Source organism: Ruegeria sp. YTSC004 (genome assembly GCF_059609805.1).
Map to the genome: position 1 here is coordinate 268,772 of NZ_JBXWMJ010000004.1, position 21,666 is coordinate 290,437.

Consider the following 21,666-nt stretch of genomic DNA (forward strand, 5'->3'; position numbering starts at 1 on the left):
ACGATCTCGGGAAAACTTGAGGCCATGAGCAGGATCATTTACGCCATTGCGCTGTTTTGGGCGCTGTCTACTGCCGCAGTCGCGCATGACTTCAGCGCGCTTGCGCGCGTGTTGCCTGATGACAGTCGCATTGTGGACGAAGGTCGCGCAGGGGTGAGGGTCGATCTGGGCCTCAGCCAAGGCGTGCCTTACCGCGTGTTCACATTGCAAGATCCCTACCGCATGGTACTTGATTTTCAAGAGGTTGACTGGACCGGGCTTGACCGCGAAACACTTCTGCAGACCGATCGTATCAGCGGTGTTCAGTTCGGAGCATATGTTCCCGGCTGGTCTCGGATGGTTCTGGAGCTTGGCGCGCCTTTGGCCGTCGACCGCGCCGAGATGAAAATTGATGAAACGGCTGGAGGGGCGCAATTGTCGCTGCTTCTGCAAGGAACCGAATTCGATTCATTCGCTGCCGGTGCAGGGGCACCCCGTCAACAAGGTTGGGATCTGCCTGAACCCGCAGTAACCCCTGCCCAGCCGCGCCGCGGCGGGGCAGGCGCGTTGCGGGTCATGCTTGACCCCGGTCATGGCGGCATCGACCCGGGGGCCGAGGTCGACGGGTTGGACGAAAAGACCCTGATGCTGACCTTCGCGCGCGAACTTCGCGAGCATTTGTTGCGGACCGGAGGGTTCGAAGTGGTGATGACGCGGGTTGATGACCAATTCGTCTCGCTCGAACGGCGCATCGCGCTGGCGCATAGAGCCGGTGCCGATGTGTTTATCTCACTGCATGCAGATATCCTGTCTGAAGGGCGGGCGCATGGTGCCGCAGTATATACTTTGTCAGAAGAAGCATCAGATGTGGCCAGTGACAAGCTGGCGGAACGTCATGACCGCGGTGATCTGATCTCGGGGATTGATTTGAGCGGTGCGGATGACCAAGTGGCCGATATCCTGCTGGATATCGCGCGGCAGGAAACCAAGCCTCGAACTGATGCGTTGGCCCGTGCGCTGGCTGATGGCATGACACAGCAGGGCGGCCCGATGAACAGTAGGCCGATCCGCACGGCCTCCTTCTCGGTTCTCAAGGCAGCGGACATTCCTTCGGTTTTGGTCGAGCTTGGATTTCTCTCCAGCCCTCGGGACCTGCAGAATATCAGGAACCCGAAATGGCGCGTTGGAATGGCGCAGGGCATTGTCGATGGTCTGCAGAAGTGGCGGCAAGATGACCTGATCAAAAGATCCCTGATTGGTCAGTGACCCTGCGACGTAAACCGGCTATTATTGGCCATCGTGTTTTGACCCTGCGCCGGGCCATCACTATATAGGCGTCACCGCGAGTAAAAGGCAGTAACGTGATCCGTTTCATTCTTTCGATTTTCGGGGCGATCTTCAGCCTCGTGACATTGGGTATCTTCATGGCCGCGCTGGTCGTCGGCGCGATCTTCTGGATGTATGGGCGCGACCTGCCCAGCCATGAATCGTTGGCGCAGTACAAACCGCCCACGATCAGCCGAATCTATTCGGGCGAAGGCCAGTTGATCGACGAGTTCGCGCAGGAACGCCGTTTGTTCACGCCGTCCGAAGAGATTCCAGATCTGGTGAAGCAGGCGTTTATCTCGGCTGAGGACAAGAATTTCTACACCCACCAAGGTTACGATCCGCGCGGTATCATTGCCGCCGGTGTCGAGGCGGTGAAGTCCAAGGGCGAAACCGTTCGCGGTGCATCGACCATTACACAACAGGTGATGAAGAATTTCCTGCTGTCCGGCGACCGCCGCGCCGAGCGGAAAATCAAGGAAATCATCCTCGCCACCCGGCTTGAGGATACGCTGGACAAGGAACAGATCCTCGAACTTTACATGAACGAGATCTTTCTGGGTCAGAACTCCTATGGCGTGACCGCTGCTGCGCAGACCTATTTCAACAAGACTTTGCAGGGGCTGGAGCCGCACGAGGCCGCAACTTTGGCCGCCATGCCCAAGGCACCGTCGGATTATCACCCGGTTCGGCAAAAGGACCGCCTGCTGGCGCGCCGCAACTACGTTTTGCGCGAGATGAACCAGAATGGGTATATCGATCAGGCGACCTATGAGGTCGAAGTCGAAATGCCCCTCCGATCGGTCCAGAACGGAGATTTCGAAAGCTTCCGTACGGCGTTGCCGCCGCGTGACTATTTCACCGACGAGATCCGCCGCCAACTGAGCGAGGATTTCGGCGAGGGCGAATTCTTTACTGGGGGTTTCGCGGTTCGCGCTTCGGTTGACGAGGAAATGCAGCTTGAGGCAGCCAAGGCCTTGCGCACCGCATTGCAGAAATACGACCGTTCACGTGGGAAGTGGCGTGGTACGGGCGAGGTGATCCCAGAAGAAAAACTGGCGGATGAGGCGCAATGGCGCGAAGCCTTGGCCATCATGGAAATTCCTCGCGACGTAGTGCTGCCGACCCAGTGGTATCCGGCCGTTGTACTGAATGTGGGTGAACAGCAATTGACCGTAGGGATCGAGGACGGTCCGGCAGACGGCATCGTCCCGCGTGCTGACATCAAATGGATGCAAGGTGATTTTGCGGCAAACTTCAAGCGCGGTGACGTCATTCTGGTCATGGCTGGAGAGGAAGGCCAGTGGTCCGCCCGTCAGGTGCCGGAAGTGCAGGGCGGCTTTGTTGCGATGGACGTGAACTCGGGCCGTGTTCTGGCGATGCAGGGCGGGTTCTCGTATCAGGATTCGGTGTTCAACCGCGCCACACAGGCGCAGCGCCAGCCGGGTTCCAGCTTCAAACCCTTCGTCTATGCCGCCGCGCTGGACAGTGGCTATAGCCCTGCAACCATCGTTGTGGATGCCCCGATTGAGGTGAACACCCCCCAAGGTCTGTGGCGACCCAAGAACTCGTCGAACAAATTCTACGGCCCAACGCCGCTGCGCACGGGGATCGAACAGTCACGGAACCTGATGACCATTCGCCTGGCGCAAGAGGTGACCATGCCTGTTGTCGCGGGCTACGCGGAACGGTTTGGTGTCTATGACCGTATGGGCGCGTTCCTGGCGAACTCGCTGGGGTCGGAAGAAACCACGCTGTACAAGATGGTCGCCGCGTACGCGATGTTCGCAAATGGCGGTGAGCGGGTGGAGCCCACTCTGGTTGACCGTATTCAGGATCGGTTCGGCAAGACGATCTATCGCCATGATGACCGTCAGTGCTTGGATTGTAACTCGGCCTGGCTTGAGCCGGACGAGTCGCCCACTATCGAGACCAATCGCTCTCAGGTCATGGATGCGATCACCGCCTATCAGTTGACGTCGATGATGAAAGGTGTGGTGGATCGCGGGACCGCGTCCAGTGTCGTCAATCTGCCGGTGCCGACTGCAGGTAAAACAGGTACGACGAATGAATCCAAGGATGCGTGGTTCATCGGCTTCACCTCGAACATCGTTGCTGGTTGCTATATCGGTTATGACCGCCCGCGTCCGATGGGGCGGGGGGCCTATGGGGGTACGTTGTGCGGGCCAGTGTTCCAGAGCTTCATGGAGAAAGCCGTCGAGAAATACGGCGGTGGTCCGTTTGATGTGCCCGAAGGCGGCCACTTCATCAAGATCGACCGCTTTAGTGGCGCGCGCCTGCCTGCCGATGCTTCCGGTGACTATGTCGTGGCCGAATATTTCCGCGATGGCGTCGACGGCTTTATCGACCGTGTCTACGACGGTGGCTTTGCGATGGGCTCCGACCTGCCTCTGTTCGAAGAGGCCAGCTCGGGCCGTCAGGTTACCACGTCGACCGGCAACACAATCACTGTTGGCCCCAACGCCAGCCAGGGTGATCTGCAGGGCGGCGGTCTTTACTGATCCGCTGCCTGCAGGAGAAGGTTCAACAGGTCTTCTTCCGGGTCATGTGTGACGGTGCCATCTGCGCGCCAGAAGATCGACAGAGCACATTTTGCGGCAGCCCATTGGGCAAGTAGTCCTTTTTTTACCCGCATGGCGGTCGCGTATAGCGCCAGGCCAGTTTCAATCTGTTCAGGTCGGCGAACCCACTCTGGCATGCCTTTGGGGTGGCGCAGTGCATTGGCCAGCTCGAATGCCGGGTCGCCGATGTACCCCTTGGCGTCAAAGACCCGAGGCCCGGCAGGTGTTGCGATTACGTTGTCATGATGCAGGTCCCCGTGCAGCGGAACAACCATATCCTGCGTGTCCAGAAGCCGACGGCCAATGCGGATCGCTTGCATCATGTCGTGCCGTAGCCGGATCGGGCAATCGTCCGAGAATTGACAGTCGAAAACTGGCGCGAAGACTTCCTGAAGCGGTTTCAGCCCGGTCGCGTTGATGGTCGGCCTTCGGTGCAGTCGGTCCGCTGCCGTCGCCAGACCGCGTACCGCATCATCCGGGCGGCCAGACCGCGCGATGTCCCCAAGCGATGGCCCTTCAAGCCATTCCGTCAAAACGGCGTTGGGCGCCTCGGCCATTATGTGCACAGCCCCCCGGTCACGCCACAGGTGCATCAGGTGCGGACCAGCTGTTTCATTGCCACGGTTTGGGCGGCGATAGATCTTGAGGGCGGCAAGCGTGTTGTCCAAAGTTCGGACCTTCCACACTTGTGCATGCCCGGTATTTGCGACGGGCTGTGCGTCTTCCAAATCCCATCTGGTCAGAAACTCGTTCAACGCGTTTTGCATTCCGTCTCGCCTGTCTTGTGGTGGCCCGCGCCTCTTGCTATCACGCAGGCCTGATTGAGCAAGTTGGGACAAGACCATGCGCGCCGAAACCCAGAACACCGTGGCGGAAATCGAAAAGTCGCTGGAGCTGCTGGCGCAGCGTATGGACTATGAGACCGCCCCTCATCGTCTTGAGGAATTCAACGCGCGCGTCGAGGATCCTAACCTATGGGACAACCCCGAGAACGCGCAGAAACTGATGCGCGAGCGTCAGATGTTGGTCGATGCCATTGAGACCTACGAATCCATCAAGACCGATCTAAGCGACAATATCGAGCTGATCGAACTTGGCGAGATGGAAGAGGATGAAGAGGTCGTCACCGACGCCGAAGACGCCATTCAGAAATTGGGGGCGAAGGCCGCCAAGAAAGAGCTTGAGGCGTTGCTAGATGGCGAAGCCGACGGCAATGACACGTTCCTTGAAATCAACTCGGGCGCCGGTGGCACCGAAAGCTGTGACTGGGCCTCGATGCTGGCGCGCATGTATGTCCGTTGGGCCGAGAAGAAGGGCTACACGGTCGAGCTGCAGTCCGAGACTGCGGGCGAAGAGGCGGGCATCAAATCCGCCGCCTACAAGATTTCGGGTCACAACGCCTATGGCTGGCTGAAATCCGAAAGCGGCGTGCATCGTCTGGTGCGCATTTCGCCATTTGACTCGGCGGCCAAGCGGCACACATCCTTCAGTTCGGTCTGGGTCTATCCGGTGGTCGACGACAATATCGAGATTGAGGTGAACCCGTCCGAAATTCGTATCGACACATATCGGTCTTCGGGCGCGGGTGGTCAGCACGTGAACACCACGGACTCGGCGGTTCGGATTACGCACATTCCAACCGGGATCGTCGTGACCAGTTCTGAGAAGTCGCAACACCAGAACCGAGATATTGCTATGAAGGCCCTGAAATCGCGCCTGTATCAGCAGGAATTGGACCGCCGCAACGCGGACATTAACGCGGCACATGAGGCCAAGGGTGATGCGGGCTGGGGCAACCAGATCCGGTCTTATGTTTTGCAGCCCTATCAGATGGTCAAGGATCTGCGTACCAACCATGAGACATCGGACACCAAAGGTGTACTGGATGGTGATCTGGATGGGTTCATGGCTGCCACCCTTGCGATGGATGTGGCGGGCAAGAGCCGCTCCGAGGCACAGGGCGACGGCTGAGACGCCGCAAGGGGGCCTGCCCCCGTCTCCGCAGGCGGTGACTCCGCCGGGATATTTTTGGCCAGATGAAGCGGATCCGTGCGCTGCGGTGTGCATGGTAAAAGATATATGTAAAACACGGGTTTAAATGGGGTTGCTGCCTCGCTAGGCTGATCGCGACTTGGTAACACTGAATGCGATGGATCCCGGATGGATTTAAGTCAGACAACCGCAACTGCCTTGTTGGCGGCGCTTTCGGCCCGGCGTCTCTTAGCCGCTGATCTGATGCGTGAAACCTTGGATCGCATTGCGGCGGTCAACCCGCCGCTGAATGCGATTGTTGCGCTGCGTGATGAAGAGGCGCTGATGGCCGAGGCGCGTGCGCTGGATGCGGGGTCAGTGACGGGCCCGTTGCATGGGTTGCCAATTGCGGTCAAAGATCTGGTGAATGTCGCCGGGGTGGTGTCGTCGCAGGGATCACCGCTGTATCGCGATCATGTACCCGAACAGGACGATCTGATAGCCGCACGAATGCGGGCGGCCGGCGCAATCCTGATCGGTAAAACAAATACGCCAGAGTTCGGTTTGGGCTCGCACACGTTCAATCCCGTTTATGGTGCCACGCGTAACCCGTATGATCACTCTAAGACATGCGGTGGATCATCGGGTGGGGCAGCGGTTGCGCTGGCCACCGGGATGGTGGCGCTGGCGGATGGCTCTGACATGATGGGCAGTCTGCGCAATCCCGCGGCCTGGAACAATGTCTATGGGTTTCGCCCAAGTTGGGGACGTGTGCCGCCTGAACCGGTGGGCGACATATTCCTTCACCAACTGTCCACGCTTGGCCCAATGGCACGAGCCCCGGAAGATCTGGGTGTGTTGTTGGACGTGATTTCAGGGCCGGACCCGCGGCATCCTGCAACCCCGCACAATGCTGCAGTGTCTCCTGTTCAGGCGGCCGATCTGGCCGGTATGCGGATTGGCTGGCTGGGCGACTGGGGTGGGGCGTTCCCGTTTGAGGATGGTATTTTGGACCTGTGCCGGGATGCGCTGTCCGTTTTCGTACAGCAGGGGGCGCAGGTTGAAGCTGTTGCGCCGCCCTTTGATGCCGAACGCATATTCGAAAGCTGGTCGACCTTACGATCCTGGAGCGTGGCGGCAAGTCTCGCCCCGCAGTCTGAACAGCGGGCGCAGTTGAAGGACACGGCGCAATGGGAGCTTGACCAGGGGCAAGCCTTGACGGCGATGCAGGTGCATCAGGCAAGTGTTGTACGATCGGATTGGTTCCGGCGCGCGGCTGAACTGTTCGAAGGATTTGATGCGTTGATCCTGCCGTCTACTCAAGTCTGGCCGTTTGAACTTGAGCTCCCGTATCCCACCGAGATTGCCGGTAAAAGCATGGATACCTATCACCGCTGGATGCAGGTCATGATTCCAGTCAGCTTGATTGGCTTGCCGTGTATGTCGGTGCCGGTAGGGTTTGGGGCAGGCGGGTTACCGATGGGCATGCAAGTCTTTGGCCCGCGCGGCGCGGATACGGATATATTGTCAATCGGAGCCGCGTATCACGACGCGACCGGGTGGCCACAAAACCGACCGGCTTGAGGAGAGCGCCGGAAACAGGAGGAGAAACAGAGCATGGAAAAACCCTTTGGGGTTCCGGATATGGGACCTGTGGATGCCGGAATGCTGCGCGAGGCGTTGCGCCATGCCTGGGCTGATTTTCGTCGGGCACCTGTTTTTGGCCTGTTGTTCGGTGGGTTCTATGTGTTGGCTGGCTTGGCCATGGCGTGGGTCACGGTGCAGACGCAGACGTCATTCTGGCTGGTGCTGGCCACCATAGGGTTCCCATTGCTCGGCCCTTTTGCGGCAGTAGGGTTGTATGAGGTGTCACACCGGTTGGAACAGGGTGAACCTTTGGATTTCAAAGAGGTTTTCGGCGTTGTCCTCCAGCAGAGCCGTCGTCAATTGCCATCCATCTGCGCGATTATCGTGGTGATTTTCCTGTTCTGGTTTTTCTTGGGTCATATGATCTTTGCGTTGTTCATGGGGCTGTCGACCATGACCAACGTCTCCAGTTCGCTAGAGGTCTTTATGACACCCAATGGCCTGACTATGCTGGCCGTCGGCAGCATCGTGGGGGCCATTTTCGCCCTTATTCTATACATGATCACCGTCCTTTCGATCCCGATGTTGCTGGATAGAGAACTGGACTTCGTGACTGCGATGATCGCCAGTTTCAGCTATGTTCGGTCGAACCCGAAGATCATGCTGGGGTGGGGTGTGTTCGTGGCTGTCGTGACATTTTTGGCCATGATCCCGTGGTTTTTGGGATTATTGATCGTCTTGCCTTTGCTGGGGCATGCCAGTTGGCACCTGTATCGTCTGATCACTCTGGCAGGAGCCGGGAAAGACGCTTGAAGAGCCTATGCAGCGCTTTGCTTGAGCCGTTTGGCAGCGCGCGCCGCAGGAAGGGCGGCCTTTGCCTGATTGCCCAAATAGTTCAGCGAAATCCGGCGCATTGTGGTCGCCTGAGCGTTGGTCTTGGACAGGCAAATTGCAATGCCACGCCATCGCTCGGAGTTTTCTTCAGCGCCGCGCGTTACAAGGTAGATACGGCTGTTTTGGGCTGCGCGGCTGGACATAAGGATAAAAATCTGCCGTCCGGCGCAAGCCGCGATGCCTTGTACTTCACGTCTGGTGGTGTCGGCCGGTATCCCCTCATTTTCGGGCTCATAGCTGCGCACCAGCGTGCATTGCGGCAAACGGCGCGTGTGGATCAGCCGGTGTCTGGTCATGGGAGATCCGTCCAGTCCCGTTTCCGTCGCATAATAAAAGCCCGCCGGCAGCAGGTTTTCGGTCAGCGTTGAGGGGCCGGATCCCAGGAATTCAGTCAGGGCCGAAGCAGCCGGATGTTCCGGTGGCGTTTCAATTTCCTCCAGAGGCCGCAACAGGATACGGGCGTCGACCTCGAAAAACCGGCACATGCGATCCAGAACATCGGGGCGGGGAAAGCTCTCACCGGCCAGATATCTGTTGAATTGGGTCCTGTTGATGCCCAGCTGGCGGCACAGCTCGGACACGGACGAATATTGCCGCGACAATTGTCGCAGATTGTCGCCGAACATCCGGCGCAATTCATCAGGACTGCGGATACTCATGGTCATTTCTGTCCCAGGTTCCAGAGTGTCATTTCAAAAAGTGCGACGCACCCGACCTTTTTGGCCGTGCATGCATTCACAATCGTACTGGTGACCCCAGCTGGCGCATCCCAACACCACGCTACGCCCCCGAAGTTAACGTTGGGGCAGGCAAACGCAATAGGCTTTACGTCAATTTGTATGATCTTTTTGGGTAACCATGCTCATAAGCAACATACAGCAGTATTGTTTGAGCATGTCCTGGGACTGCGCCTCGCCCCGGTATCAAAAGGGGGGGCGAGGCGAAAAAGTCAGTCGCCGCGCAGCAGGGCGGCCACGCCGGTGCGTGCAATCTCGACAAGGCCCAGCGGGCGCATCAGATCTGCAAAGGCGTCGATTTTGTCAGGGGCACCGGTGAGCTCGAAGATGAACGAATTCAACGTGCTATCGACAACGCTGGCGCGAAAGATATCGGCCAGACGCAGCGCCTCGACCCGCTTGTCGCCCGCGCCGACAACCTTGATGATCGCCAGTTCCCTCTCGACCGATGGGCCTTCGACAGTCAGGTCGTGAACATCGTGCACCGGAACGATACGGCCCAATTGGGCTTTGATCTGTTCGATCACCTGAGGGGTGCCGGTGGTGACGATGGTGATGCGGCTTAGGTGGCCAGTGTGATCCACCTCGGCGACGGTCAGACTTTCGATGTTGTAACCCCGGCCCGAGAACAACCCGATCACGCGAGCTAGCACACCCGGTTCGTTTTCGACCAAGACAGCAATCGTATGGCGTTCCTGCACGTCCGAAAACGTGGGGCGTAGGTTATAGGCGGAATGGCGCGTTGCACCTTTTTTGATATGTAGGGCAGACATTTATGTCCCTTTCATAATCCTGTGATGGTCGGGTGCCGGTGCACCCGACAAAATCTGTCGAATTGTGTCAGACCAGAACCGAACCTTTGGAATCGATTACGCCCTGTGTCTCGGCCTCGCCCAACAGCATTTCGTTATGTGCCTTGCCCGACGGGATCATGGGGAAGCAGTTCTCGTGCTTTTCCACCAGACAGTCAAAGATCACCGGACCGTCATAGTTGATCATCTCCATGATGGCGTCATCCAGATCGGCCGGATCGGAACACAGGATGCCCTTGGCCCCGAAGGCCTCGGCGAGTTTGACGAAATCGGGCAGGGCCTCGGACCAGGAATGTGAGTACCGCTCGCCATGCAGCAGTTCCTGCCACTGACGGACCATGCCAAGGCGTTCATTGTTCAGAATGAACTGTTTTACTGGCAGACGGTACTGCGCTGCGGTGCCCATTTCCTGCATGTTCATCAGCCACGAGGCCTCGCCCGCGACGTTGATGACCAGCGCGTCAGGGTGCGCCATCTGCACACCGATGGAGGCCGGGAAGCCATAGCCCATCGTGCCCAATCCGCCCGACGTCATCCAGCGGTTCGGATCTTCGAAGCCCAGATACTGCGCGGCCCACATCTGGTGCTGACCGACCTCGGTGGTGATGTAACGGTCGTGCTTTTTGGTCAGATCTTCCAGCCGTTCAAGCGCGTATTGCGGTTTGATCGTCTTTTCGCTGTTGGTGTAGGCCAGACAATTGACCTTGCGCCATTCGGTGATCTGATCCTGCCACTTGGCAACCGACGCCTCATCTGTCTTGCGGCCACGCGCTTTCCAAACCTTCAGGATGTCCTCCAGCACATGTGCAACATCACCAACAATCGGGATGTCCACGCGGATCACCTTGTTGATCGAGGAAGGGTCGATGTCGATATGGGCCTTTTTCGAGTTGGGCGAGAACGCGTCAATCCGCCCGGTGATCCGGTCATCGAACCGCGCACCGATGTTAATCATCAGGTCGCAGTCATGCATCGCCAGATTGGCCTCATACAGACCATGCATGCCCAGCATGCCCAGCCAGTTTTTGCCCGACGCCGGGTATGCGCCAAGGCCCATCAGGGTCGAGGTGATCGGGAAGCCGGTTGCATCGACCAGTTCGCGCAGCAACTGGCTGGCCGCTGTGCCGGAATTAATGACGCCGCCGCCGGTGTAAAAGACGGGCTTCTTGGCGGTCTCAATTGCGGCGACCAGTTCGGTGATCTCCTCCAAATCGCCCTTCACTATCGGTTGGTAGTGCGAGGTCGAGGGCTTTGGAGCGCTATAGTCACCGGTTGCGAACTGAACGTCCTTGGGGATATCGACAAGAACCGGACCAGGGCGACCCGAGGTGGCGACATGGAATGCCTCGTGCATCGTGTCGGACAGCGAGTCCGTGTCCTTGACCAGCCAGTTATGCTTGGTGCAGGGGCGGGTGATGCCGACGGTGTCCGCTTCCTGGAACGCGTCCGAGCCAATCATGAACGTCGGAACCTGTCCGGTCAAAACCACAATCGGGACCGAATCCAGCAGCGCATCCGTCAGGCCGGTCACGGCGTTTGTCGCGCCGGGGCCAGAGGTCACAAGGGCAACGCCGGGCTTGCCGGTCGAGCGAGCATAACCTTCGGCTGCGTGAACTGCGCCTTGTTCATGCCGCACCAGAATGTGACGAATATCGTTTTGCAGAAAAATCTCATCATAAATCGGTAGCACAGCACCGCCGGGGTATCCGAATACCGTGTCCACGCCCTGATCCTTGAGGGCCTGAACTACCATCTTTGCGCCGGTCATCTCACGTGTCATCTGCTTTGCTCCGTTCGCGACATGTGTCTTGCGTTTGACAAAAAAAAGCCCCCGAGATTTTCGGAGGCGCATGGGTTCGATTATGGTTTACCGTTACCGGCCCATGCGCGTGGTTCCTACGATTACGACTAGCGTTCTCATCGCCAGAGGCTCCTTCTTTGCGTGCAGGGACATTATGAGCCGGGGCAAGGGGCGTCAACAGGCTTTTGCACCAATTTTCTAACTCTGAGGGTGAATTTTGCGACATTTTATTGCGCAGATTGACGCATGCAGGGAATATTCAGGAAAAATACCCCCTTTCACCTCCAAATTTCTGCCTTGAGGGTAGTCAAAAAGCGGCATCGCTATGTCCGAAACAAGCATGATGAGTAGTTTTGACTGCGGCACGCTGAGAGTGACCGAACAAGGAAGGGAGGCGGAGGATGATCCATGATCTCGTTGATCTGGGGCGGTATCCGATCGATTGCCCGGACTCGCGCGCACATGAACGACTGATCGGTGATCTCCGCCGCGAGTTGGATCAGGACGGCTGCGCCGTTTTACCCGGTTTTATCCACCCCGAAGGTTTGGCGCAGCTATTGAAAGAGGCGGATGCCGTGGCCGACCGGGCGCACCGCTCTTTCAACCGCACCAACGCTTATTTCTCAAAGGACGATCCCCGGTTGGAACTGAATCACCCAATACGCAGATTCTATGACCGGTCGAACGCCTTCGTTCCGGCAGACAACTTTCCCAAATCGGGTCCACTGCGCCGAATCTATGAGTTCGAGGGCTTTTTGCCGTTCATACGCGATGGGCTGGATGAGCCGGAGGATCGGTTCTTTCGCTATGACGACCCGCTGGCGGATGTGATCGTCAACGTGGTCGAAGAAGGGCAGGGCTTTCCCTGGCATTTTGATACCAACAACTACACCGTGACACTGGCCATCCAGAATGGCGAGGTGGGTGGGGCCTTTGAATACGTGCCGAACTTGCGCAGCACCGAATACGAGAATTTCTCGTCCGTGGCTTCGGTGCTGGATGGAAACCGGGCACTGGTCAGGACGTTGGAGCTGCAGCCCGGAGACTTGCAGATCTTCAAGGGCAGATACGCCTTGCACCGGGTCGCCCCGGTCCAAGGGGCGCGTAGCCGGTATGTCGGTATCTTTTCCTTTGTCGAAGCCGAGGGTATGTGTGGTGGGATTGAACGTACCAGGCAGCTGTATGGGCGGGTTCTGCCGCATCATCACCAGCGAGTGGGATTGCGCAAGGATCAGTTGTTGGATTGACCGGCTGCAGGTTACAATCGAGAGCAGAGGCTACCGTCGGAGGGGCATATGCCGGAATTGCTACAGCTTACGCCTTTTGTTCTGTGCTCGTCACTGCAAAAGCAGATTGACTTCTATTGCGACCGGTTGGGATTTACCTGCAGTTTCAGGCAGGACAATTATGCCTTTCTGTCGAGTGGTAAGGTCGCCATCCGCTTACTTGAATGCCCGCCGCGCGATGATGGGCGTGCTTTAGGGGATGATCAGTCCTTCTATATCGATGTTGCAGGGATTGATGATCTGTATGAAACCCTCAGGGCAGGGTTGGCTGATTTACCAGAGGAGCGCGTGCGTCCGCCGTTTGATCAGCCGTATCAGCAACGCGAGTTTCACGTCCTGGATGAGGATGGAACACTGGTTTTTTTTGGTGAGGACATTCGGCCAAGGCCCTGAAATCAAAAGCTCCCGCCCGTCGTCGATGCGCCATTGGCGCACCTCCTCCGGTTGGGCCGGGCAGCGCGTTCCGCGCTGCGGGATCAAAAGCCGGGGCTTGTGCCCTGCAAAACGCCATGTTCAAGCGCGTAGCGGGTCAGGCCGGCGGTGGATGAAATCCCCAGTTTGCGCTTGATGTTCTTGCGGTGCGTTTCAACGGTTCTGACTGATATATCCAGCGCCGCGGCGACTTCCTTGTTGGATTTGCCCTGCGCCAGTTCCAACAGGATTGTCTGTTCACGCGTGGTCAGCGCCTCGCGGGCGCTATCGCCTTTGGGCTGAAGCGATCCGCTGGCCCCGGTGCACAGGTACTGCTCGTCGCGCATCACCGCGTCGATGGCCTGTTTGATCTCGTCCGTGGGAACGTCCTTGAGAACGTAACCGCTGGCGCCGTGGCTGAGCGCGGTCGAGATGTATTCGCGGCTGTCGTGCATGGATAGGATCAGGATGCGCGTCTGGGGCAGTCGTTCCAGAATGATCTCGGTCGCGCTGAGCCCACCAAGACCGGGCATGTTGAGGTCCATCAGGATCACGTCCGGTGCCAGATCGGCGGCCCGATCAACGGCCTCTTGTCCGCTGCTTAGCGTCCCAACCACCTCGATCTCGTCATAGCTTTCAAGGATCGACTGAATCCCTTCGGCGACCATCGGGTGGTCGTCGACGATAAGAACCCGGATTGTCTGATCGCTCATGTACCGGCCTTTCGGTTAGGCGTTGCGTCTTCTTGCGGCGGCAGCATGTGGCTGAGGGGCAGGCTGACCTCAATCACCGTTCCGCTGCGTGGGGCGCGTGATGACAGAATGCGCAACGATCCGTCAAGCTGTTCGATCCGTTCCTGCATGTTGCGCAGGCCGATACCGGGGTTGGCCGGATCAGGAGTGGTGCGTAACCCACGGCCATTGTCGGTTATCCGCATTGTTGCGCCTTTCTTGTGGCCGCGCAGGCCGATTGTAACACGGGTCGCGCCGGAGTGGCGTTCAATATTGGTTAATGCCTCTTGGGCAATACGGTAGAGGGCGATCTTGCTATCCTGATCCAGCCGATTGCGGAACACCACGGTTGAGAATTCGGTCTCGATCCCGGTGCGTTCACAGAAATCGTCGGTCAGAGCCTTGAGGGCAGGGCCAAGGCCCAGATCGTCCAGAACGCCGGGCCGTAGATCTCGGCTGATGCGGCGGACTTCGGTAATGGCGGACCCAAGCGTATCGATCCCCTTGTCCAGCGGCTCGCGCGCACCGTCGTCATCACCGCGCGACAAACGGCGGCGCGCATTATCCAGGGTATAGCGCACGCCTACGAGTATCTGGCTGATGCCGTCATGAAGTTCGCGCGCCACGCGGCCACGCTCTTCTTCTTGCGCGTCGAAAACCCGCTGTGTCAGTTCCTTGAGTTTGGCATCTGCCAGACGGCGTTCGCGGACGTTCAGCAACATGCCCGAGGCGAAGACGACCAACACCGCAGCAAGAACAATTGCGCCAATATACGAGAACGTCCGTTGCACGCGGGCCTCGACCTCAGCCCGCGCGTTGGCGACTGTTGCGACGATATCGTCGATGAAAACTCCTGTGCCGACAGCCCACCGCCAATCTTGCAGGCCGACCACATAGGCGATCATTTGCGCCTCTTCGCCTGTCGAAGGTTTTTGCCACATGAAACTGTGCCAGCCCGCACCTTGACGGGCCAGGCTGATGAATTCGTCCACAACAGGGGTGCCGTCGCTATCGGTTAGCCCCTCCCAGTTCCGGTTGATGAATTCGGTCTGGCGCGGGCTGACGAGATTGTTGCCGTCATAGTCATAGACAAAAAAGAACCCGTCCTTGCCGTAGATCATCGCTGACAGGATTTGCGTCACAAGGTTCTGCGCAACCTTATCCTCTGTGGATGCCCGTCCGTAGATATAGGCAAACCCGTTTCGAGCCTGCGTGACATAGTTCTTAAGCTCTTCTTTCTTGGCTTCAATCAGTCGCCGCTCAAGCGCTTCAATTTCGCGTTCGGCGGTTGCCCGGGATTCCTGAACCACAAAGAAAGCAATCGCGGCCACTGCGACGACCAGAGGGATCGCCGCCACAAGCGACAATTTCTGGCCATAGGTCAGCGAGATCAGGTTCCGGAATCCCCTCATAGGCGAATCGATACGCAAGCAGGCAGGAAATTGCAAAATTTTTGGTGAATTGGCGCATATGAGAGGGCCGGCGCGCAGAATTATTTTGCATTTGTCACGGTTTGCACCCGGTAAAACACCAAAAACGCGATGCCCTACGTAGTACTAGGTATTCACATTCACATCTTGGTCATTAGGCTGACGCGCACTGAAAACGACTACGCCCGGCAATCGCTCGGGTTTTGAATATGTAGGGGAGGAACACTCATATGGATCGTCGTTCATTTCTGAAAACATCTGCTCTGGGCGGCTCGGCAGCTGCAGCCACCACACTGGCGGCACCGGCATATGCGCAGGGCAAGCGCACGCTGACCATGGTAACCTCGTGGGGTCGCGGCCTGGCGGGTGTTTTCGACAGCGCACAGCGTTGCGCCGACAGCATCACTGCGATGTCGGACGGCAACCTGACCGTTGACATCAAGGCTGCCGGTGAACTGGTTGGTGCGTTTGAAGTCTTTGACGCGGTTTCGTCGGGTCAGGCCGACATGTATCACGCGGCGGACTATTACTTTGTTGGCCAGCACCCGGGCTATGCCTTCTTCACCGCTGTTCCGTTCGGCATGACCGCTCAGGAAATGGTGAACTGGTACTATCAGGACGGCGGCATGGAGCTGCATGACGAGCTGGGCCAGATCTTTGGTCTGAAGTCGTTCCTGGCAGGTAACACCGGCGCGCAGGCGGGTGGCTGGTACTCGAAAGAGATCAACGGTCCAGAAGACTTCCAAGGTCTGAAATTCCGTATGCCCGGTCTGGGTGGCCAAGCTCTGGGTAAACTGGGCGCGTCCGTGCAGAACATTCCGGGTTCGGAAGTGTATCAGGCGCTGTCGTCCGGCGCGATCGACGGTACCGAGTGGATCGGTCCGTGGGCTGACGAAAAAGCCGGTTTCCAGGAAATCACCAAGGTTTACTACACCGCCGGTTTCCACGAGCCGAACGCAGGCCTGTCGCTGGCAACCAACCGCGACGTGTTCGACAGCCTGACACCTGCTCAGCAGAAGATCATCGAGATTGCCGCTGCCGAAGCACACCAGTGGAACCTGGCACAATTCCTGGCCAACAACGGTGCCGCTCTGCAGCGCCTGCAATCAGGCGGCGTCAAGGTCATGGAATTCCCGGACAGCGTTTGGGATGCGTTTGGTGCGGCCAGCCAGGAAGTGCTGGACGAAAACATGGGCGACGAGCTGTTCAAGAAAATCCACGACAGCGCCATGGCGTCGTCGGCCTCGTCGGCTGGATGGTTGGACCTGTCGTCGGGTGTTTACACCACGCAGCGTAACCGCGTCCGCGGCTAAACGTTTTCCAAACGTTCCATTGGTTTCCCCGCCTTCGCGGGGAAACCTTTCTCTGTTGCGTATGCGCGGACCCATCAAACCGCTATAATCAGCAGTGCAACTGATACGACCTGGGGACAACATGCAGGACGAAAACGGTATCTCGTTCTTCGGCGCCCTGTGGAACGGACTTGTGTGGTTCGTTCAAAACATTGCCGAAGCCTTCTATAATTTCGGATACGCCATAACGCATCCGCAACTCTGGCTGAACTGGTCGGACAAAGAAGCCATCATGCGCTTTGTCTACTATGGCGGCTCGGTCGAGTTCTTCTTTGTGGTTTTCACCCTCTTTCTGGTTCTGACGGCCATCGGGCTGTACTACCGGAATTTCATGTGGGGGATGGTGCGGGGCCTGGAAGGGTTCGCCAACACCACCGGGCGCTTCTTTGCATGGGCCGGTTTGCTGATGGTCATTCAGCAAATCGTCATCGTATTCATGCAACGCGTGTTTACCCGCCCGGATATGTCCTTTGGTCTGGGTATCCCGTTTCAAATGGATATCAGCTGGTTTGCCGAAGAGTTGAAGCTTTACAACGCGATGGTCGTCTGCCTGTGTTGCACCTACACATTTGTGCAGGGCGGCCATGTCCGTGTTGATCTGATTTATGCCGGCATCAGCCACCGCGCCAAGCGTGTGGTGGACATGTTGGGCGCGCTTTTGTTCATGATGCCGATGGCCGTGCTGACGTGGATGTATGGCTGGTATTTCATGTGGCGGCACCTGATCGTACCGAAACCGTCGGCCAGTGACACGCTGGATCGTCTGGTGATGAAATCCCGTGCGCTGCGCTGGAACATCGAAACCATCGGGTTCAGCCCAAATGGGTTCAACGGATACTTCCTGTTCAAGATCCTGCTGATTGCATTTGCCGGAATGGTGTTCCTGCACGCAATCGCATTCCTGTACCGCTCGTATCTGGAATACGTCGAAGGACCGGACAGCGTTGGAAAATACCTCGACAAGGACAGCCTTGGCGAGGGTGAAGAAGCCTACGAAGGCGCACATTAGGGACGGAGACCCAGACTATGTTATTCGGACTTGATGGCGTCGAGATAGGCCTCATTATCGTATTCTTCTGCCTCTTTGGGGGCATCCTTTCTGGCTTTCCGGTGGCCTTTGCCATCGGCGGGGCCGGTATCATCTCATTCGGTATCATCGCGGCGCTGGACAGTGCCGGTCTGTTAATACACCAGGCAATTGATACCAGTTCCCAAGCATACCGAGACCTTGTGAATTCGGGCGTCAAACCGGACACGGTGTCGGTGTTCCGCTTCCCGGATTTACCAAGGATCGCCGAGCCGGTCTTTGTGCAAGGCTGGGAAACCGCGCTGGACCGTAATGTGTCGTTCATCGTGAACCGCATGAACGAACGCGTTCTGGCGGGGCAGTCTATTGAGACCCTGCTGGCCGTTCTGATGTTCGTTCTGATGGGCATCACGCTGGAACGCTCAAAGATCGCGAACGACCTGCTGACCACAATGGCGCGCGTCTTTGGGCCGTTGCCGGGTGGTCTGGCCGTGTCGATCGTGGTCGTGGGTGCATTCCTGGCGGCCTCGACCGGAATTGTTGGCGCGACCGTGGTAACCATGGGCCTGCTGGCGCTGCCGACTATGTTGCGCAACAACTACTCGCCTGAACTGGCGACGGGTGTGATTGCGGCATCAGGCACGTTGGGGCAGATCATTCCGCCGTCCATCGTGATCGTTCTGTTGGGCACCTTGGCGGGTGATCTCTATTCAACTGCGCAGGAAACGCGCGCTCAGGACGCTGGTTGTACCGATGCGCTGACCTATCTGGGGGAACCGGCTGTGGTATCGGTCGGGACGCTGTTCCAGGCTGCCTTGTTGCCGGGGATCATGCTGGCCTTGCTCTATGCGCTGTATGCCTTTGGCTATGCGCTGCTGAACCCTGAGAAAGCACCGGCGGTGCCAATGTCGGGTGGCAGTGGTGAGCCGATCACGCGTAGTGAAGGCCTGACCTGGTTGCTTGGTGCACCTGTCGCCCTGATCGTTGGCGCAGTCCTGCTGGGCAGCTCGGGGGTCATTGGCAGCCAGAATATCAACGTCTCGGCGTTCTCGGACATCGGTGAGGGCGCGTCGTTGCGGACCAATGTGTCCGAGCAGTGCAAGGCCTCGATGATCGAACTGCATGGGCAATCTGCCTGGGATCAAGCCGTATCCGAGCAGGAGGCGATTGATGCCGCAGGTGGTGTCGCCAACGCCGAACGACTGAGCGAAGAGGCGCTGGTCGAGGCGCGCGAGGCCAAGATCGCCGTTGCGGCGCCGATTGGTACTGGTGTTGCGGTGATTGTGGTTCTGCTGGGTCTGACACTGGTCATGGGCCGCGGCATTGCGCCGTCCAAACCGACGCAGCCGTTGATTTTGGGCGCTATCGGTCTGCTGTTGATGTTACTGGTTGATGTTTTGTTGATTGCACCAACAACGTCTTCGGGATTGACCTTCGTCCTTCTGGCTCTGCCCTTTGCCTTGGCAATGTACGGCTGCAAGGAGGCGGCAGCCCGGTGTGCCACGAATGATTTGATCCGGGTGGTCTTTCCGCCATTGGTTCTGATTATCGCGGTGCTAGGATCAATTCTGGGCGGTGTGACCAACCCAACACCCGCAGCAGCACTTGGGGCGGGCGGAGCGATCATGCTGGCAGCCTATCGCAAGCTGCAGGATCAGGAACGTTCCGGCAAGGTGATCATCTGGGCCACTTTTGCCGTGATCATTGCGCTGCTGATGGGCGTGAACTTTGATCTGCGCATCAATCAGAGCAATGTGAACTTTGAGACCTGGGTCGCCTTCATAATTGCTTACGGTGCTTATCTGTATGCCCTGTTCGGTCTGTTGTTTGGGTGCTGGGTTTTGTTCACCAGCGGGGTTCTGACGCCTGTTGTGCGTGAAACGGCCAAGGTGACCTCGATGGTGTTCACCATCCTGATCGGATCGCAACTGCTGAACCTGGTGGTGATCTCGTTCGGGGGTGAGCACTATATTCAGCAGTTCCTGCGCAGCTTTGACAACGAGTTCACGGTCTTCCTGATCGTGATGCTGGTGCTGTTCATTCTGGGCTTCGTGCTGGATTTCCTCGAGATCATCTACATCGTGATCCCCATCGTGGGACCGGTGATTTATGGTGGCTCGTTCGATCCGAAATGGGTGACGATCATGGTGGCGGTGAACCTTCAGACGTCGTTCCTTACGCCGCCGTTTGGGTTTGCGCTATTCTACTTACGAGGGGTCGCGCCCAAAGAAGTCACAACAGGCCACATCTACCGTGGGATCATTCCGTTCGTGATCATTCAGGTGGTCGGGATTGCGATCCTGTGGTTCTTCCCGTCGATCGTGACCATTGTTCCGGATCTGATCCCGAATTGATGCGACGTTCATAACCAAATTGAAAAGGGGGCCTTTGGGCCCCCTTTGCTTTGGTGTTGGGGGAAGGCGCGCTGGCCCTTCTTGGTCTGCGCCCAATTCAACCCTAGGATATTTTTGCCAGATGAAGTGCAGATCAGGTGAACTGGATCAGGTCCCAGCGATTGCCGAACGGGTCGCGCCAGACGGCGACGATGCCATAGGGCTCATTGCGTGGGTCTTCTTCGAAATGGACGCCTGCAGTGACCATTGCGTTGTGGTCACGTTGGAAATCATCCGTTTGAAGGAAAAAGCCGACGCGCCCGCCGGTTTGGTTTCCAACTGCAGCGGTCTGGCTTGGGCCATCTGCCTTGGCCAGTAGCAGAGATGCGTCGCCCGAACCCGGCGGGGCAACTCGGACCCAGCGTTTGCCACCGCCGAGATCAACATCTTGCAGCAGAGTGAAACGGAGTGTTTGGGTATAGAAGGCGATCGCGTCGTCGTAGTCCGGCACCACGAGGGTGACGGCGAAAAGACTTTGGGTCATGGGATATCAGCCTTTGGTAGGGTGGCGGTCGGGCAGTTGGATGCTGGCAACCTGTTCCGCGATTGGCGCGGTGGACAAAGGGTGGCGGCTGGAATCCGTCAGTTCAGATGGGTTGTTTACGCTGATCCATTCGCCCTGGTAATAGGCCTCAAGCCCTGAGAATCGCGCTTTGTAACCCATCTTGGGGCTGCCCGGCACCCAGTATCCTAGGTAGACATATGGCAACCCGGCTTCGCGCGCGATGTCGATGTGATCGAGGATCATATACGTGCCCAGCGAGTTCTGCGGTTGCTGGGGGGTGTAGAATGAGTAGACCATGCTGAGGCCGTCATCCAGGACATCTGTCAGGCTGACGCCGATCAGATCCCCGGATTTAGGGTCGGCATATTCCACGACACGGCTGCGGATCGGAGTTTCTTCGATCATCGCGGCGAACTCGAAAACGTCCATATCGGCCATTCCACCATCCGCGTGGCGAGTGTCCAGATAGCGGCGGAAGAGTTCGTATTGTTCGTCCGTGGCCCAGGGTGAGTTCGCCCTGCGTTGCAGGTACGCATTGCGCTTCGCCGCGCGTTTTTGGCTTTTGCTTGGGCAGAAGGCCGTCACGTCGATCCGGGCCGACAGACAGGCTGCGCAATCGGAGCAGGACGGGCGGTACAGCACGTTTTGCGATCGGCGAAACCCTTGTTGGGACAATGAGTTATTCAGCTGATCCGCACCTTCCCCCTGAAGGGCAGTGAACAATTTACGCTCCATCCTGCCCTCAAGATAAGGGCAAGGCTGTGGGGCCGTCACATAGAATTGTGGCGCGATTGGCAGCGTGTGTCGCATGAACGTTCCGTGTTTCCTTGGACCGGATGATA

The 21,666-nt window shown here is 57.8% G+C and carries 18 protein-coding genes; 10 read left to right on the forward strand and 8 right to left on the reverse strand.

Annotated elements, in window-relative coordinates:
- Positions 1-24 precede the first annotated feature (24 nt).
- Both AC2FFP_RS10125 and AC2FFP_RS10130 read left to right on the forward strand, forming a co-directional pair.
- Positions 25-1,245, forward strand: a complete 1,221-nt coding sequence (locus tag AC2FFP_RS10125) for an N-acetylmuramoyl-L-alanine amidase (RefSeq protein WP_496844183.1) — start codon at positions 25-27, stop codon at positions 1,243-1,245.
- A 95-nt stretch (positions 1,246-1,340) separates the two neighbouring features.
- Positions 1,341-3,827 (forward strand): penicillin-binding protein 1A, encoded by a 2,487-nt coding sequence (locus AC2FFP_RS10130; protein WP_496767010.1) that lies wholly within the window; start codon positions 1,341-1,343, stop codon positions 3,825-3,827.
- Here the strand turns inward: AC2FFP_RS10130 and AC2FFP_RS10135 are convergent.
- Positions 3,821-4,654 (reverse strand): aminoglycoside phosphotransferase family protein, encoded by an 834-nt coding sequence (locus AC2FFP_RS10135; RefSeq protein WP_496767011.1) that lies wholly within the window; start codon positions 4,652-4,654, stop codon positions 3,821-3,823. The two genes, AC2FFP_RS10130 and AC2FFP_RS10135, sit on opposite strands and share 7 nt — an antisense overlap.
- A 76-nt stretch (positions 4,655-4,730) precedes the next feature.
- Between AC2FFP_RS10135 and prfB the strand changes: the two genes are divergently transcribed.
- The 3 genes from prfB to AC2FFP_RS10150 all read left to right on the forward strand — a co-directional run bounded on the left by prfB (position 4,731) and on the right by AC2FFP_RS10150 (position 8,258).
- Positions 4,731-5,858 (forward strand): peptide chain release factor 2, encoded by a 1,128-nt coding sequence (gene prfB, locus AC2FFP_RS10140; RefSeq protein WP_058277539.1) that lies wholly within the window; start codon positions 4,731-4,733, stop codon positions 5,856-5,858.
- A gap of 189 nt (positions 5,859-6,047) precedes the next feature.
- The gene (locus AC2FFP_RS10145) at positions 6,048-7,442 is read left to right on the forward strand and encodes an amidase (protein WP_496779261.1); all 1,395 of its coding nucleotides are present in this window, start codon (positions 6,048-6,050) and stop codon (positions 7,440-7,442) included.
- A gap of 33 nt (positions 7,443-7,475) precedes the next feature.
- Complete coding sequence (locus tag AC2FFP_RS10150; protein WP_496779259.1) at positions 7,476-8,258, forward strand: DUF2189 domain-containing protein; 783 nt, start codon at positions 7,476-7,478, stop codon at positions 8,256-8,258.
- 5 nt (positions 8,259-8,263) lie between these two features.
- Here the strand turns inward: AC2FFP_RS10150 and AC2FFP_RS10155 are convergent, their stop codons facing one another.
- The 3 genes from AC2FFP_RS10155 to AC2FFP_RS10165 all read right to left on the reverse strand — a co-directional run bounded on the left by AC2FFP_RS10155 (position 8,264) and on the right by AC2FFP_RS10165 (position 11,668).
- Positions 8,264-8,998: a helix-turn-helix domain-containing protein gene (locus AC2FFP_RS10155; RefSeq protein WP_496723309.1), complete on the reverse strand. Its 735-nt coding sequence runs from the start codon at positions 8,996-8,998 to the stop codon at positions 8,264-8,266.
- A gap of 290 nt (positions 8,999-9,288) precedes the next feature.
- Positions 9,289-9,849 carry an acetolactate synthase small subunit gene (ilvN, locus tag AC2FFP_RS10160; protein ID WP_496767016.1) on the reverse strand — a complete coding sequence of 187 codons (561 nt, stop codon included), beginning with the start codon at positions 9,847-9,849 and terminating at the stop codon, positions 9,289-9,291.
- A 67-nt stretch (positions 9,850-9,916) separates the two neighbouring features.
- Entirely contained in the window at positions 9,917-11,668 is a 1,752-nt protein-coding gene (locus AC2FFP_RS10165; RefSeq protein WP_496779257.1) for an acetolactate synthase 3 large subunit, read from the reverse strand.
- Between the two features lie 422 nt (positions 11,669-12,090).
- Here AC2FFP_RS10165 and AC2FFP_RS10170 point away from each other — a divergent pair, with 422 nt between their 5' ends.
- Both AC2FFP_RS10170 and AC2FFP_RS10175 read left to right on the forward strand, forming a co-directional pair.
- Complete coding sequence (locus tag AC2FFP_RS10170; RefSeq protein ID WP_496880995.1) at positions 12,091-12,936, forward strand: HalD/BesD family halogenase; 846 nt, start codon at positions 12,091-12,093, stop codon at positions 12,934-12,936.
- Between the two features lie 48 nt (positions 12,937-12,984).
- On the forward strand, positions 12,985-13,368 hold the full coding sequence (locus AC2FFP_RS10175) for a bleomycin resistance protein (RefSeq protein WP_496880996.1): 384 nt from the start codon (positions 12,985-12,987) through the stop codon (positions 13,366-13,368).
- An 83-nt stretch (positions 13,369-13,451) separates the two neighbouring features.
- Here AC2FFP_RS10175 and AC2FFP_RS10180 read toward each other — a convergent pair whose 3' ends face one another.
- The gene (locus AC2FFP_RS10180; RefSeq protein ID WP_496880997.1) at positions 13,452-14,099 is read right to left on the reverse strand and encodes a response regulator transcription factor; all 648 of its coding nucleotides are present in this window, start codon (positions 14,097-14,099) and stop codon (positions 13,452-13,454) included.
- Entirely contained in the window at positions 14,096-15,529 is a 1,434-nt protein-coding gene (locus AC2FFP_RS10185) for a cache domain-containing protein (RefSeq protein ID WP_496880998.1), read from the reverse strand. Before AC2FFP_RS10185 ends, AC2FFP_RS10180 begins: the two co-directional genes overlap by 4 nt.
- 248 nt (positions 15,530-15,777) lie before the next feature.
- Here AC2FFP_RS10185 and AC2FFP_RS10190 point away from each other — a divergent pair, with 248 nt between their 5' ends.
- The 3 genes from AC2FFP_RS10190 to AC2FFP_RS10200 all read left to right on the forward strand — a co-directional run bounded on the left by AC2FFP_RS10190 (position 15,778) and on the right by AC2FFP_RS10200 (position 20,280).
- Positions 15,778-16,860: a TRAP transporter substrate-binding protein gene (locus AC2FFP_RS10190; protein ID WP_109311369.1), complete on the forward strand. Its 1,083-nt coding sequence runs from the start codon at positions 15,778-15,780 to the stop codon at positions 16,858-16,860.
- Positions 16,861-16,981: 121 nt separating this feature from the next.
- Positions 16,982-17,908 carry a TRAP transporter small permease subunit gene (locus AC2FFP_RS10195; protein WP_496723297.1) on the forward strand — a complete coding sequence of 309 codons (927 nt, stop codon included), beginning with the start codon at positions 16,982-16,984 and terminating at the stop codon, positions 17,906-17,908.
- 17 nt (positions 17,909-17,925) lie between these two features.
- Positions 17,926-20,280 (forward strand): TRAP transporter large permease, encoded by a 2,355-nt coding sequence (locus AC2FFP_RS10200; RefSeq protein WP_496844188.1) that lies wholly within the window; start codon positions 17,926-17,928, stop codon positions 20,278-20,280.
- A gap of 133 nt (positions 20,281-20,413) precedes the next feature.
- On the opposite strand, the gene AC2FFP_RS10205 is transcribed toward AC2FFP_RS10200, so the two are convergent.
- Both AC2FFP_RS10205 and AC2FFP_RS10210 read right to left on the reverse strand, forming a co-directional pair.
- Positions 20,414-20,803, reverse strand: coding sequence for a VOC family protein (locus tag AC2FFP_RS10205; RefSeq protein ID WP_496880999.1), 390 nt, complete (start codon positions 20,801-20,803; stop codon positions 20,414-20,416).
- A gap of 6 nt (positions 20,804-20,809) precedes the next feature.
- Positions 20,810-21,634, reverse strand: coding sequence for an arginyltransferase (locus AC2FFP_RS10210; protein WP_496779245.1), 825 nt, complete (start codon positions 21,632-21,634; stop codon positions 20,810-20,812).
- Positions 21,635-21,666: the final 32 nt, after the last annotated feature.